Here is a 12,804-nt window from a genome sequence, read left to right as displayed (position 1 = left end):
TTTCTGCAGGGGTTTTAATCGGGTGAATAGTGGGTGAAATGAGGGGTTATTTGGGGGTTACGGGTAAAGCTGAATGTAAAAAACCCCGCCGGAGCGGGGTTTGCGCGATAAGTATAAATTAACGCAGCAGAGACAGAACGTTCTGCGTGGTCTGGTTAGCCTGTGCCAGAACAGAAGTACCCGCCTGTTGCAGGATCTGAGCACGAGACATGTTAGACACTTCGGTCGCGTAGTCGGAATCTTCGATACGGCTACGGGCAGAGGAAAGGTTGTTTACAGTGTTACCCAGGTTAGTGATTGCAGATTCGAAACGGTTCTGAATAGCACCCAGGGAGCTACGGAACTGGTCTACGTCAGACAACGCTTTATCAATTTTCTTCAACGGATCCGTTGTTCCTAAGGACAGAACATTGGTCCCTTCAGTTACCACGCCAGCAGCTGTAATAGAGGCATCTTTATACGATTCAACACCGTTGCCATCTACAGACTTAACAGCATATGCTGCATTACCAGACTGATCTTTGTATGTAACCAAGGATTTATTAGCAGCAGTTAATGCCGTAGTATCCGCAGTAACGTCTTTACCCACTTCGGTAACAGTGGTCAATGTTAACCCTGTGGTGCTGGAAGCTGGGTTACGGCTATCAATGGATACTTTACCTGTTTTATTGTCAACAGTCGCCGCGTAATACGTTGTACCATTATCCGCTGTTGCGTAGTATTTGCCTGATTTGTCTTGAGCTAACTTAACATCACCAGCAGTTGCACCTGCAAAATCGACCTTACCAGCGCCTGTATTTACGTCACTGAAATCAGCTTGTGCCAAAGTAGAACGGATGTTAATGGTGTCACCATTATTAACTGTTTTACCCGTTCTAGAGATATTTAGATCAGCCAGCCCAAGGGTAGTGCTATCGATTTTTTTCAGATCGATAGTAATAGTTTCATTATCTTTTGCACCAACCTGAATAGTCAACTGACCGTCCTGGTTCAGAACTTTTTTACCGTTGAAGTCGGTTTGCTCGGAAACACGGTTGATTTCTGCCAGGCGCTGATTAATTTCGTCCTGGATAGAAGACAGGTCGGAATCAGAGTTGGAGCCGTTCGCTGCCTGTACAGACAGTTCACGAACACGCTGCAGGTTGTTGTTGATTTCAGACAGCGCGCCTTCTGTGGTCTGTGCAACGGAGATACCGTCGTTGGCGTTACGGGACGCCTGAGTCAGACCTTTGATGTTAGCGGTGAAACGGTTTGCAATCGCCTGACCAGCAGCATCGTCTTTCGCGCTGTTGATACGCAGACCAGAGGACAGACGCTCGATAGCGGAGCCCAGAGCGGACTGAGATTTGTTCAGGTTGTTTTGGGTCAACAGCGACAGGCTGTTTGTATTGATGACTTGTGCCATGATCTTTTCCTTATCAATTACAACTTGATGTTATTGGGCTGTTGCCCACGGTTTCTCACCGTAACCCATGTATCGGCACCTTAATTTCGAACTTTAGAAAATTTTTACTTTCTGTCGTTTTTTTTCTTAGCCCGCGAAATACCCTCTATATGCACCACTATTCCGCGCATTATTTTGACAAAACTATCATTAAACTTTGCGCGCAGATTGCCGATAACCCGCATAACAATTGTTTGCAATCACAAGGAATCGGGCATGGCTTCATTTACATCATTAGGCGTAGGCTCAGGCTTACCACTGGACACGTTGCTAAACAACCTGACTATTGCTGAGAAAAAACGTCTAAATCCAATTACTCAGCAACAGACCGACAATACTGCCCGTCTGACGGCTTACGGTACGCTGAAGAGTGCGCTGGAAAAGTTCCAGACGGCCAATACCGCGTTAAATAAACCGGAGTTGTTCAGAAGCAGTAATGTGACGAGCAGTACTGAAGACCTGAAAGTCACCACCGAAGCAGGCGCGGCACCGGGTATTTATACCATCAGCGTCACGCAACTGGCACAGGCACAATCGTTGAGCACCACATCGGTGGCCTCAAACAAAGAGGCTCTGGGTGATGGCTCCGCCACGCGTACCATTAAAATTGAGCAGCCGGGCCGTAAAGAGCCGCTGGAGATTAAACTCTCCCAAGATAAGACCACGCTGGATGATATCAGCAAGGCAATTAACGATACCGATAGCGGTATCTCCGCCAGTATCGTGAAGGTGAAAGACGGCGAGTTCAAACTGGTGCTGACCGCAGCAGAAGGTCTGGACAGCAAGATGACCATCTCTGTTGAGGGCGACAGCAAGCTTAACGATATGCTGGCTTACGACAGCACGACCGGTACAGGAAAAATGACTGAGCTGGTTCAGGCCCAGAACTCCAAGCTCACGATGAACGGTATCGATATTGAACGTCAAAGCAACAAAGTCACCGATGCCCCGCAGGGTGTTACGCTGGAACTGACCAAAAAAGTTACCGACGCGCGCGTAACGGTGACGAAAAGCAATGAGAAAGCCACGGAAGCGATTAAAGGTTGGGTGGATGCCTATAACTCACTGATCGATACCTTTAATACGCTGACCAAATATAAAGCCGTAGATGCAGGAGCGGAAGTTCAGGACAAAGACAACGGCGCGCTGGTCGGTGACAGCGTAGTACGTACGATTCAGACAGGCATTCGTGCACAGTTTGCTAACTCCGGTGCTGAAGGTGCCTTTAAGACACTGAATGAAATCGGCATCAAACAAGATGGCAAAACCGGCAAGATGTCCATCGATGATACCAAGCTGAAAAAAGCGCTGGATGAAAACACCGCCTCTGTTCGCGAACTGCTGGCTGGCGACGGTAAAGAAACCGGCATCACCACCAAAATTGCCGCTGAAGTAAAAAGCTATCTCGCCGATGACGGCATTATCGATAATGCGCAAGACAGCATTAACGCCACGCTGAAAAAACTGACCAAACAATATCTGTCAGTTAGCGCCAGCATTGACGACATGGTTGCGCGTTATACGGCGCAGTTTACCCAGCTTGATAGCATGATGAGCAAACTGAATAACACCAGTACCTATCTGGGCCAACAATTTACAGCGATGAATAAATCCTGATAACACGAGGTAAGCATGTATACCGCGAGCGGTACCAAAGCCTATGCACAGGTCAGCGTGGAAAGCGCCGTGATGAGCGCCAGCCCACATCAGCTGATTGAAATGTTGTTTGACGGCGCGAACAGCGCCCTGGTGCGCGCTCGCCTGTTTATGCAACAGGGTGATATCGTCGCCAAAGGTGAAGCGTTAAGTAAAGCCATTAATATTATCGACAATGGCCTGAAGGCAGGACTTGATCAAGAGACTGGCGGCGAAATCGCCACCAATCTGTCTTCTCTGTATGACTATATGATTCGCCGTTTACTGCAAGCTAACTTGCGTAATGATTGTCAGGCCATTGAAGAAGTCGAAGGGTTACTCGGCAACATTTCAGATGCCTGGAAACAGATCTCACCGAAAGCATCTTCCCAGGAGTCTCGTTAATGACCTCAGCCGTGGAGTTTATCAACCGTTGGCAGCGCATCGCGCTGCTCAGTCACTCACTGCTGGAACTGGCGCAGCGCGGTGAATGGGACCTTTTACTGGAACAGGAAGTTACCTATCTGCAAAGTATTGAAGTGGTCATGGAAGAGCAAACTCCACCAGGCATTACGCGAAGTATTCAGGATTTAGTGGCCGGGTACATTAAACAGACGCTGGATAACGAACAACTGCTCAAAACATTGTTGCAGCAGCGTCTGGATGAACTCAGCAATCTCATCGGTCAGTCGACGCGCCAAAAGACGCTAAATAACGCTTATGGCCGTCTTTCCGGCATGCTGTTAGTTCCCGACGCCCCCACTGCCCCACAATAATTTCCCGTCTCGTCTGAATAATCTTCCATACTCCAGAGGTCGGCCAAACGACTTCTGGAGCACGGAAGATGAAAAATCCCACGTTATTGCAGTATTTTCACTGGTATTACCCCGAGGGCGGTCAACTCTGGCCCGAACTTGCCGAACGCGCAGGTGGACTCAATGACATCGGCATCAATATGGTGTGGCTACCTCCCGCTTATAAAGGCGCTTCCGGCGGCTATTCCGTTGGCTACGACTCCTACGATCTTTTTGATCTGGGCGAATTCGACCAAAAGGGAACCATCGCTACCAAATATGGCGATAAAAACCAGCTGCTGGCGGCGATAGACGCGCTAAAACACAATGATATTGCCGTACTGCTCGACGTGGTGGTTAACCACAAAATGGGCGCAGATGAGAAAGAGAATATTCGTGTCCAGCGGGTTAACGCCGAGGATCGCACGCAAATAGACGATGAGATCGTCGAATGCGAAGGCTGGACGCGCTACACCTTCCCTGCCCGCGCAGGCAAGTACTCGCAATTCATTTGGGACTTTAAATGCTTCAGCGGTATTGACCATATCGAAAACCCAACCGAAGACGGCATTTTTAAAATCGTGAACGACTACACCGGCGAAGGCTGGAACGATCAGGTTGATGATGAGTTGGGTAATTTTGATTATCTGATGGGCGAAAACATCGATTTTCGCAATCACGCCGTAACTGAGGAGATCAAATACTGGGCGCGTTGGGTGATGGAGCAAACCCAGTGTGACGGCTTTCGTTTAGATGCCGTGAAACATATTCCAGCATGGTTTTATAAAGAGTGGATTGAGCACGTGCAGGAAGTCGCCCCCAAGCCGCTGTTTATCGTCGCGGAATACTGGTCGCATGAAGTCGACAAGCTGCAAACCTACATTAATCAGGTGGAGGGGAAAACTATGCTATTCGACGCCCCTTTGCAGATGAAATTCCACGAAGCCTCTCGTCAGGGTCGCGATTACGACATGAGTCAGATTTTCACCGACACCCTGGTGGATGCCGATCCGTTTCATGCCGTCACCCTGGTGGCCAATCACGACACTCAGCCCTTGCAGGCGCTGGAAGCCCCTGTCGAACCGTGGTTTAAGCCGCTGGCCTATGCGCTGATCCTGTTGCGCGAAAACGGCGTGCCGTCAGTGTTTTATCCTGACCTTTACGGGGCACATTACGAAGACACCGGGGGAGATGGCGAAACCTATCCTATCGACATGCCGATCATTGAACAGCTTGATGAACTGATCCTCGCGCGCCAGCGCTTCGCGCACGGCGTACAGACGCTCTTTTTCGATCACCCTAACTGTATCGCTTTTAGCCGCAGCGGAACGGACGACGATCCCGGCTGTGTGGTTGTTCTGTCTAACGGCGATGACGGGGAAAAGACCATCAATCTCGGTGCGAATTACGGGAATAAAACCTGGCGCGACTATCTGGGAAATCGCGAAGAAAGCGTGGTCACCGATGAGAACGGTGAAGCGACGTTTTATTGTAACGGCGGTAGCGTCAGTGTGTGGGTGATTGAAGACGTGTTGTAAAATTCAACCCCGGTGGCCGGTGGCTACCGGGGCGTATAGCTTATGGCAGTGGCGTGGCCAGCGGCGTTTTCTTTAACGCGTCAGCACATTCCTGCGTCGGGCGGTCGACCCGCTGCAGCGTCATACCGTCATATTCCAGCGTATTGCCTTCCCGCTCAATCTCATACAGCTCGCGTTTCACCGTCACGTTGGTGAGATCGCCAGAGATCATCGTCAGTTTCCCCGGCAGCGCGATCACTCGCTGCCACTGGCGACAATCCAGCGTGTCGCCCTCTTTTGTTACCACCAGGCTGGCAATCGCTTCCGGGCTCACCAGACTGCGTTGCGGACCTTTTGACTGCCAGTATCCTTCCAGACCGGCTGGCGCTGGCGTTTTCACCACGTCGTTATAATTTTCTACTTCGGCGCATCCGGTAAGCGCCAGAAATACAGCAACGATTGCTAATTTTTTCATCATTCATCCTGCATGCGAAGAAAATGGGATTGTGGCATTAAAGGCCTGATGTCGCCAGCCTTTCGGCAGGGTTGAGAAAGATTGATCCAGACGGTGTTACCTCTTATTACTCATAGTCAAAAATTCTGATCGGTGTAGTATCCACACTTCTTGTTACATACCTTCTGAGTTCAGAGGCACAACGCATGTCATGGCAACACTTCAAACAGGCCTGGTTAATTAAATTTTGGGCCCCCGCCCCTGCGGTCATCGCAGCGGGTATTCTCTCTACTTATTATTTCGGCATTACGGGAACCTTCTGGGCCGTTACCGGCGAATTCACTCGCTGGGGTGGTCAAATCCTGCAACTGTTTGGCGTTCACGCCGAAGAATGGGGATACTACAAGCTGATCCATCTCGAAGGCTCACCCCTGACCCGCATTGACGGCATGATGATCCTCGGTATGTTCGGGGGCTGTTTTGCTGCCGCATTGTGGGCAAACAACGTCAAATTACGCATGCCGCGCAGTCGGGTGCGCATTATGCAGGCGATCGTCGGCGGGATGATTGCCGGATTCGGCGCCCGGCTGGCAATGGGCTGTAACCTGGCCGCATTCTTCACCGGTATTCCACAGTTCTCGCTACACGCCTGGTTTTTCGCGCTGGCAACGGCTATTGGCTCATGGTTTGGCGCACGCTTTACCCTGCTGCCGATGTTTCGTATTCCGGTTAAAATGCAGAAAGTCTCCGCCGCTTCTCCGTTAACGCAAAAGCCAGATCAGGCCCGTCGCCGTTTCCGCCTCGGCATGCTGGTGTTTATCGCCATGATCGGCTGGGCGCTCCTCACTGCGATGGATAAGCCCAAACTTGGTTTGGCCATGCTGTTTGGCGTCGGGTTCGGGCTGCTGATTGAGCGGGCGCAAATCTGCTTCACCTCCGCCTTCCGCGATCTGTGGATTTCCGGTCGCACCCATATGGCGAAAGCGATCATCTTCGGGATGGCGGTCAGCGCCATCGGTATCTTTAGCTACGTACAACTGGGCGTCGAGCCTAAAATCATGTGGGCAGGTCCGAATGCGGTGATCGGCGGCTTGCTGTTCGGCTTCGGCATTGTTCTGGCGGGCGGGTGTGAAACGGGCTGGATGTACCGCGCCGTTGAAGGCCAGGTGCATTACTGGTGGGTGGGTCTGGGCAACGTTATTGGCTCGACCATTCTGGCCTACTATTGGGATGATTTTGCTCCCGCGCTTGCCACCAATTGGGACAAAGTGAATCTGCTCAACACCTTCGGCCCGCTCGGTGGCCTGCTGGTAACCTATCTGCTGTTATTTACCGCGCTGATGCTCATCATCGGCTGGGAAAAACGCTTCTTCCGTCGCGCTGGGCTGACGCCTGCCAAGGAGTCTGTATGAAAAATATCGTGCCTGATTATCGCCTCGATATGGTCGGCGAGCCGTGTCCGTATCCGGCTGTCGCCACACTGGAAGCGATGCCGCAATTGAAGAAAGGTGAGATTCTGGAAGTGGTGAGCGATTGCCCGCAGTCAATCAACAATATTCCACTGGATGCGCGTAATCACGGCTATACGGTGCTGGATATTCAGCAGGATGGTCCAACGATTCGTTATTTAATTCAGAAGTAATGCGATTCTCCCGTTGCCCGACGCAGCGGGAGAATGTTCGGCTTGCTACACCTGCATCGACATCACTTCCTGATACGCCGACACCAGTTTGTTGCGCACCTGGATCCCCATCTGCATCGATACCGACGCTTTTTGCATATCGGTCATCACATCGTTCAGCGCAATACCCGGTTCACCGAGGGTAAATTTCTCAGCCTGCACACGGGACGCGGTTTGTACATCGCTGATCCTGTCTAACGCCGCATGCAGTTGACCGGCAAAGCTCACGGTCGGTTGTGGCTGCATATCCTGCATTTTTGCTGACATCGCCGTGGTCTGTAGCTGGCTGATGACCCCTTCAATCCCCTGTATTGCCGACATGCTGATCCCCTGGATAATTTTTTACGTAGTTGAGATTACCAGTTAGTCAATAAGATAAAGGCGTTAAATAACGATAAAAAACCACGGTTTTTAACGCATAGAAAAATTCGAAACCGCAAATAATGAGACCGTCAATTTTTCGAGTTTGCTGACCCGGGAGTGAGTCTTGTTCCACTTTGCAAAAAACGCCGTCCACGATAAGCCACGAGGTGCGAGATGAGTGCGACAGCATCGACTGCAACCCAGCTTAAACCTCTCGAGTGGTTAAACCGCCTGCGCGCGAATCCCAGAATTCCTCTGATTGTGGCGGGAGCCGCTGCCGTCGCGATCATCGTGGCGATGGTCCTGTGGGCCAAAGCACCTGACTACCGCACGCTGTTCAGCAATCTTTCCGATCAGGATGGTGGCGCGATCGTCACCCAACTGACGCAGATGAACGTTCCTTACCGTTTTACTGAGGGAAGCGGCGCCATTGAAGTTCCTGCCGATAAAGTCCACGAACTGCGTTTACGTCTGGCGCAGCAAGGTCTGCCCAAAGGCGGCGCGGTGGGTTTTGAACTGCTGGATCAGGAAAAGTTTGGTATCAGCCAGTTTAGCGAGCAGGTCAACTACCAGCGCGCGCTGGAAGGTGAATTAGCCCGTACGATTGAAACGTTGGGACCGGTAAAACGCGCCCGCGTGCATCTGGCTATGCCGAAACCGTCGCTGTTTGTGCGTGAGCAAAAAGCGCCTTCAGCCTCCGTCACCGTCAACCTGGAGCCGGGTCGCGCGCTGGATGAAGGTCAGATCAGTGCGGTCACGCATCTGGTTTCCAGCGCTGTTGCAGGCTTGCCGCCGGGCAACGTTACGCTGGTCGACCAGGCGGGGCATCTGTTAACCCAGTCGAATACCAGTAGCCGCGATCTTAACGATGCGCAGCTGAAATACGCCAGCGACGTCGAAGGCCGCGTTCAGCGTCGTATCGAATCGATTCTGTCGCCGATTGTCGGCAACGGTAACGTACATGCGCAGGTTACCGCGCAGCTGGATTTTGCCAACAAAGAGCAAACCGAAGAACAGTACCGTCCAAACGGTGATGAGTCCCAGGCCGTGCTGCGTTCTCGTCAGTTGAACGTCAGTGAGCAGGTCGGTAGCGGAGCACCAGGCGGCGTCCCGGGCGCGTTGTCAAATCAGCCCGCTCCGGCAAATACTGCGCCAATCGCCACCCCACCCGCTAATCAGCAAAACGCGCAAAATACGCAAAACGCACAGACGGCGAATAACAGTAATAATGCCGGCCCGCACAATACTCAGCGCAATGAAACCAGCAACTATGAAGTTGACCGCACCATTCGCCATACCAAAATGAACGTTGGCGATGTGCAGCGTCTCTCGGTGGCTGTCGTGGTCAACTACAAAACGTTACCAGACGGCAAACCGTTGCCGTTAACCGCCGAGCAGATGAAACAGATTGAGGATCTGACCCGCGAAGCGATGGGATTCTCCGACAAGCGTGGCGATACCCTGAACGTGGTGAACTCTCCCTTCACGGCGACCGACGATTCCATTGGCGAGCTACCGTTCTGGAAACAGCCGTTCTTTATTGATCAGTTAATGTCCGCAGGTCGTTGGTTGCTGGTTCTGTTGGTGGCGTGGATCCTGTGGCGGAAAGCCGTTCGTCCGCAGTTGGTCCGTCGCAGTGAAGAAGCGAAAGCCGTACAAGAACAAACGCGTGTCCGTCAGGAAACCGAAGAAGCGGTAGAAGTTCGCCTCAGCAAAGACGAACAAACCCAGCAGCGTCGTACTAATCAGCGTCTGGGAGCAGAAGTCATGAGTCAGCGTATTCGTGAAATGTCAGATAACGATCCGCGCGTCGTGGCGCTGGTCATTCGCCAGTGGATGAGTAACGATCATGAGTAATCTTACCGGTACCGATAAAAGCGTCATCCTGCTGATGACCATTGGCGAAGATCGCGCGGCGGAGGTGTTTAAGCACCTTTCCACGCGCGAAGTTCAGGCGCTCAGTACGGCGATGGCCAACGTTCGCCAGATTTCCAACAAGCAGTTGACGGAAGTGCTGGCCGAATTTGAACAAGAAGCCGAACAGTTTGCCGCGCTGAATATCAACGCCAACGAATATCTGCGCTCCGTGCTGGTGAAAGCGCTGGGCGAGGAACGTGCCTCCAGTCTGCTGGAAGATATTCTGGAAACCCGCGATACCACCAGCGGCATTGAAACGCTTAACTTTATGGAGCCGCAAAGCGCCGCCGACCTTATCCGCGACGAGCATCCGCAGATTATCGCCACCATTCTGGTGCACCTCAAGCGGGGCCAGGCCGCCGATATTCTTGCGCTGTTCGACGAGCGTTTACGTCACGACGTGATGCTGCGTATCGCCACCTTTGGCGGCGTACAGCCTGCCGCGCTGGCAGAACTGACCGAGGTACTCAACGGCCTACTCGATGGCCAGAACCTCAAGCGCAGCAAAATGGGCGGCGTGAGAACGGCGGCAGAAATTATCAACCTGATGAAAACCCAGCAGGAAGAAGCGGTTATTACCGCCGTACGCGAATTCGACGGCGAGCTGGCGCAGAAAATTATCGACGAGATGTTCCTGTTCGAGAACCTGGTGGATGTCGACGATCGCAGTATCCAGCGCCTGCTGCAGGAAGTGGATTCCGAATCGTTGCTGATTGCCTTGAAAGGTGCCGAACAGCCGCTGCGCGAGAAGTTCCTGCGCAACATGTCGCAACGTGCTGCCGATATTCTGCGCGACGACCTCGCCAACCGCGGTCCGGTGCGTTTGTCGCAGGTGGAAAACGAACAGAAAGCCATTCTGCTTATTGTGCGTCGTCTGGCGGAAACCGGCGAGATGGTGATAGGCAGCGGCGAGGATACCTATGTCTAACGAACTGCCGTGGAAAGTCTGGACCCCGGACGACCTCGCCCCACCGATGGCGGAGTTCGTCCTGGCTGACCACAGCGAAAACCCGCTGTCAGAAGAAACAGAAGAACCAGAGCTTTCCGCAGAGCAACAGCTTGAACAGCAGCTCGCACAGCTGCAACTGCAGGCCCATGAGCAAGGTTATAACGCGGGTCTGGCGGAAGGTCGACAAAAAGGCCACGAACAAGGTTATCAGGAAGGCCTGAGTCAGGGGCTGGAGCAAGGCCAGAACCAGGCGCGCGCTCAGCATGCGCCGATCCATGCCCGCATGCAGCAACTAGTGAGCGAGTTTCAGAATACGTTGGACGCACTGGACAGCGTCATTGCCTCGCGTCTGATGCAAATGGCGCTGGAAGCTGCGCGTCAGGTTATAGGTCAGACGCCTATTGTGGATAACGCTGCGCTGATTAAACAAATCCAACAGCTGTTGCAGCAAGAACCGCTGTTTAGCGGTAAACCGCAGCTACGCGTACATCCGGACGATCTCCAGCGTGTAGAGGAGATGCTCGGTGCGACCCTCAGCCTGCACGGCTGGCGGCTGCGCGGTGATCCAACGCTGCATCACGGCGGCTGTAAAGTCTCTGCCGATGAAGGCGATCTGGATGCCAGCGTTGCCACGCGCTGGCAAGAACTCTGCCGTCTGGCAGCGCCGGGAGTCGTGTAATGACCACTCGCCTGACTCGCTGGCTCAACACGCTGGACAGCTTCGAAGAGAAAATGTCGCTGCTGCCTGCGGTGCGCCGTTACGGTCGCCTGACCCGCGCCACTGGTCTGGTGCTGGAGGCCACGGGATTACAGTTGCCGCTGGGCGCCACCTGCGTTATTGAACGCCAGGACGGCAACGAAACCCAGGAGGTCGAAAGTGAAGTCGTGGGGTTTAACGGTCAGCGTCTGTTTCTGATGCCCCTCGAAGAGGTTGAAGGCGTTCTGCCCGGCGCACGCGTGTACGCAAAAAACATTGCCGGAGAAGGTCTGCAAAGCGGGAAGCAATTACCGCTTGGCCCTGCATTGCTGGGTCGTGTGCTTGACGGTAGCGGAAAACCGCTCGACGGTCTGCCCGCCCCGGATACCACCGAAACCGGGGCGCTGATTACGCCGCCGTTTAACCCGCTACAACGCACCGCGATTGAACACGTCCTGGATACCGGCGTACGTCCCATCAACGCGTTGTTAACCGTCGGTCGCGGTCAGCGTATGGGACTTTTCGCGGGCTCCGGTGTCGGTAAAAGCGTTCTGCTCGGCATGATGGCGCGCTATACCCAAGCCGATGTTATCGTCGTAGGTCTGATTGGCGAACGTGGTCGCGAAGTTAAAGATTTTATTGAAAATATTCTCGGTACCGACGGTCGTGCACGCTCGGTGGTGATTGCTGCTCCCGCAGATGTCTCGCCGCTGTTACGTATGCAAGGCGCGGCCTATGCCACGCGTATCGCCGAAGATTTTCGCGATCGTGGACAGCACGTATTGCTGATTATGGATTCCCTCACCCGCTATGCGATGGCGCAACGTGAAATCGCCCTGGCGATCGGAGAGCCGCCGGCAACGAAAGGTTATCCCCCCTCAGTATTCGCCAAATTACCGGCACTGGTCGAACGTGCCGGGAACGGTATTCACGGCGGCGGTTCCGTTACCGCGTTTTACACGGTACTGACCGAAGGTGACGACCAGCAGGACCCCATTGCGGATTCCGCGCGCGCGATTCTGGACGGCCACATTGTGCTGTCCCGTCATCTGGCCGAAGCGGGTCACTATCCGGCCATCGATATTGAAGCCTCGATCAGCCGCGCCATGACCGCGCTTATTAGTGAACAACACTATGCGCGGGTACGAAACTTTAAACAGCTGCTATCCAGCTTCCAGCGCAACCGCGATCTGGTCAGCGTGGGGGCGTATGCCAAAGGCAGCGATCCCATGCTGGATAAAGCCATCGCCCTATGGCCACAACTGGAAGCATTCTTACAGCAAGGCATTTTTGAACGGGCGGACTGGGAAGATTCTCTGCACGCGTTAGAACTGATTTTCCCTGGTGTGTGAG

At 53.2% G+C, this 12,804-nt stretch carries 13 protein-coding genes; 10 read left to right on the top strand and 3 right to left on the bottom strand.

Annotated elements, in window-relative coordinates:
• Nucleotides 1-118 precede the first annotated feature (118 nt).
• Complete coding sequence (locus tag HV037_RS10255) at nucleotides 119-1,405, bottom strand: FliC/FljB family flagellin (RefSeq protein ID WP_181500269.1); 1,287 nt, start codon at nucleotides 1,403-1,405, stop codon at nucleotides 119-121.
• 255 nt (nucleotides 1,406-1,660) lie between these two features.
• Between HV037_RS10255 and fliD the strand changes: the two genes are divergently transcribed.
• From fliD to amyA, 4 genes are all read left to right on the top strand, one after another.
• The gene (gene fliD / locus HV037_RS10250) at nucleotides 1,661-3,061 is read left to right on the top strand and encodes a flagellar filament capping protein FliD (protein WP_019077067.1); all 1,401 of its coding nucleotides are present in this window, start codon (nucleotides 1,661-1,663) and stop codon (nucleotides 3,059-3,061) included.
• 15 nt (nucleotides 3,062-3,076) lie between these two features.
• Nucleotides 3,077-3,484, top strand: a complete 408-nt coding sequence (gene fliS, locus HV037_RS10245) for a flagellar export chaperone FliS (RefSeq protein WP_181500268.1) — start codon at nucleotides 3,077-3,079, stop codon at nucleotides 3,482-3,484.
• Nucleotides 3,484-3,855: a flagella biosynthesis regulatory protein FliT gene (fliT, locus tag HV037_RS10240; RefSeq protein ID WP_003030458.1), complete on the top strand. Its 372-nt coding sequence runs from the start codon at nucleotides 3,484-3,486 to the stop codon at nucleotides 3,853-3,855. The genes fliS and fliT overlap by 1 nt, the downstream gene beginning before the upstream one ends.
• Before the next feature lie 68 nt (nucleotides 3,856-3,923).
• Nucleotides 3,924-5,411 (top strand): alpha-amylase, encoded by a 1,488-nt coding sequence (gene amyA / locus HV037_RS10235; RefSeq protein ID WP_181500267.1) that lies wholly within the window; start codon nucleotides 3,924-3,926, stop codon nucleotides 5,409-5,411.
• Between the two features lie 40 nt (nucleotides 5,412-5,451).
• Here the strand turns inward: amyA and yedD are convergent, their stop codons facing one another.
• Complete coding sequence (yedD, locus tag HV037_RS10230) at nucleotides 5,452-5,865, bottom strand: lipoprotein YedD (protein ID WP_016153484.1); 414 nt, start codon at nucleotides 5,863-5,865, stop codon at nucleotides 5,452-5,454.
• 185 nt (nucleotides 5,866-6,050) lie between these two features.
• Here yedD and yedE point away from each other — a divergent pair, with 185 nt between their 5' ends.
• Nucleotides 6,051-7,256, top strand: a complete 1,206-nt coding sequence (gene yedE, locus HV037_RS10225) for a selenium metabolism membrane protein YedE/FdhT (RefSeq protein WP_019077070.1) — start codon at nucleotides 6,051-6,053, stop codon at nucleotides 7,254-7,256.
• Nucleotides 7,253-7,486, top strand: a complete 234-nt coding sequence (gene yedF, locus HV037_RS10220) for a sulfurtransferase-like selenium metabolism protein YedF (RefSeq protein WP_000790504.1) — start codon at nucleotides 7,253-7,255, stop codon at nucleotides 7,484-7,486. Before yedE ends, yedF begins: the two co-directional genes overlap by 4 nt.
• Nucleotides 7,487-7,531: 45 nt before the next feature.
• On the opposite strand, the gene fliE is transcribed toward yedF, so the two are convergent.
• Nucleotides 7,532-7,846: a flagellar hook-basal body complex protein FliE gene (gene fliE, locus HV037_RS10215; RefSeq protein ID WP_016153486.1), complete on the bottom strand. Its 315-nt coding sequence runs from the start codon at nucleotides 7,844-7,846 to the stop codon at nucleotides 7,532-7,534.
• A 216-nt stretch (nucleotides 7,847-8,062) separates the two neighbouring features.
• On the opposite strand from fliE, the gene fliF reads away from it, so the two are divergent.
• Genes fliF through fliI form a run of 4 tightly spaced genes read left to right on the top strand, consistent with a single transcriptional unit; the run spans nucleotide 8,063 to nucleotide 12,803 of the window.
• The gene (fliF, locus tag HV037_RS10210) at nucleotides 8,063-9,745 is read left to right on the top strand and encodes a flagellar basal-body MS-ring/collar protein FliF (protein ID WP_181500266.1); all 1,683 of its coding nucleotides are present in this window, start codon (nucleotides 8,063-8,065) and stop codon (nucleotides 9,743-9,745) included.
• Nucleotides 9,738-10,733: a flagellar motor switch protein FliG gene (fliG, locus tag HV037_RS10205; protein WP_016153488.1), complete on the top strand. Its 996-nt coding sequence runs from the start codon at nucleotides 9,738-9,740 to the stop codon at nucleotides 10,731-10,733. Before fliF ends, fliG begins: the two co-directional genes overlap by 8 nt.
• Entirely contained in the window at nucleotides 10,726-11,433 is a 708-nt protein-coding gene (gene fliH, locus HV037_RS10200; RefSeq protein WP_016156842.1) for a flagellar assembly protein FliH, read from the top strand. The genes fliG and fliH overlap by 8 nt, the downstream gene beginning before the upstream one ends.
• Nucleotides 11,433-12,803, top strand: a complete 1,371-nt coding sequence (gene fliI / locus HV037_RS10195; RefSeq protein ID WP_016153490.1) for a flagellar protein export ATPase FliI — start codon at nucleotides 11,433-11,435, stop codon at nucleotides 12,801-12,803. Before fliH ends, fliI begins: the two co-directional genes overlap by 1 nt.
• The last annotated feature ends 1 nt before the right edge of the window (nucleotide 12,804 follow it).

It is taken from the genome of Citrobacter sp. RHBSTW-00017 (genome assembly GCF_013797615.1).
GTDB lineage: Bacteria > Pseudomonadota > Gammaproteobacteria > Enterobacterales > Enterobacteriaceae > Citrobacter > Citrobacter braakii.
The sequence above is the reverse complement of the archived record's forward strand: the minus strand, read 5'-3'. Positions and strand labels throughout refer to the sequence as shown.

What these genes read in the sequence shown, in the direction of transcription:
- HV037_RS10255 (WP_181500269.1), bottom strand. Translation starts at nt 1,405, where the DNA reads ATGGCACAAGTCATCAATACAAACAGCCTGTCGCTGTTGACCCAAAAC.
- fliD (WP_019077067.1), top strand. Translation starts at nt 1,661, where the DNA reads ATGGCTTCATTTACATCATTAGGCGTAGGCTCAGGCTTACCACTGGAC.
- fliS (WP_181500268.1), top strand. Translation starts at nt 3,077, where the DNA reads ATGTATACCGCGAGCGGTACCAAAGCCTATGCACAGGTCAGCGTGGAA.
- fliT (WP_003030458.1), top strand. Translation starts at nt 3,484, where the DNA reads ATGACCTCAGCCGTGGAGTTTATCAACCGTTGGCAGCGCATCGCGCTG.
- amyA (WP_181500267.1), top strand. Translation starts at nt 3,924, where the DNA reads ATGAAAAATCCCACGTTATTGCAGTATTTTCACTGGTATTACCCCGAG.
- yedD (WP_016153484.1), bottom strand. Translation starts at nt 5,865, where the DNA reads ATGAAAAAATTAGCAATCGTTGCTGTATTTCTGGCGCTTACCGGATGC.
- yedE (WP_019077070.1), top strand. Translation starts at nt 6,051, where the DNA reads ATGTCATGGCAACACTTCAAACAGGCCTGGTTAATTAAATTTTGGGCC.
- yedF (WP_000790504.1), top strand. Translation starts at nt 7,253, where the DNA reads ATGAAAAATATCGTGCCTGATTATCGCCTCGATATGGTCGGCGAGCCG.
- fliE (WP_016153486.1), bottom strand. Translation starts at nt 7,846, where the DNA reads ATGTCGGCAATACAGGGGATTGAAGGGGTCATCAGCCAGCTACAGACC.
- fliF (WP_181500266.1), top strand. Translation starts at nt 8,063, where the DNA reads ATGAGTGCGACAGCATCGACTGCAACCCAGCTTAAACCTCTCGAGTGG.
- fliG (WP_016153488.1), top strand. Translation starts at nt 9,738, where the DNA reads ATGAGTAATCTTACCGGTACCGATAAAAGCGTCATCCTGCTGATGACC.
- fliH (WP_016156842.1), top strand. Translation starts at nt 10,726, where the DNA reads ATGTCTAACGAACTGCCGTGGAAAGTCTGGACCCCGGACGACCTCGCC.
- fliI (WP_016153490.1), top strand. Translation starts at nt 11,433, where the DNA reads ATGACCACTCGCCTGACTCGCTGGCTCAACACGCTGGACAGCTTCGAA.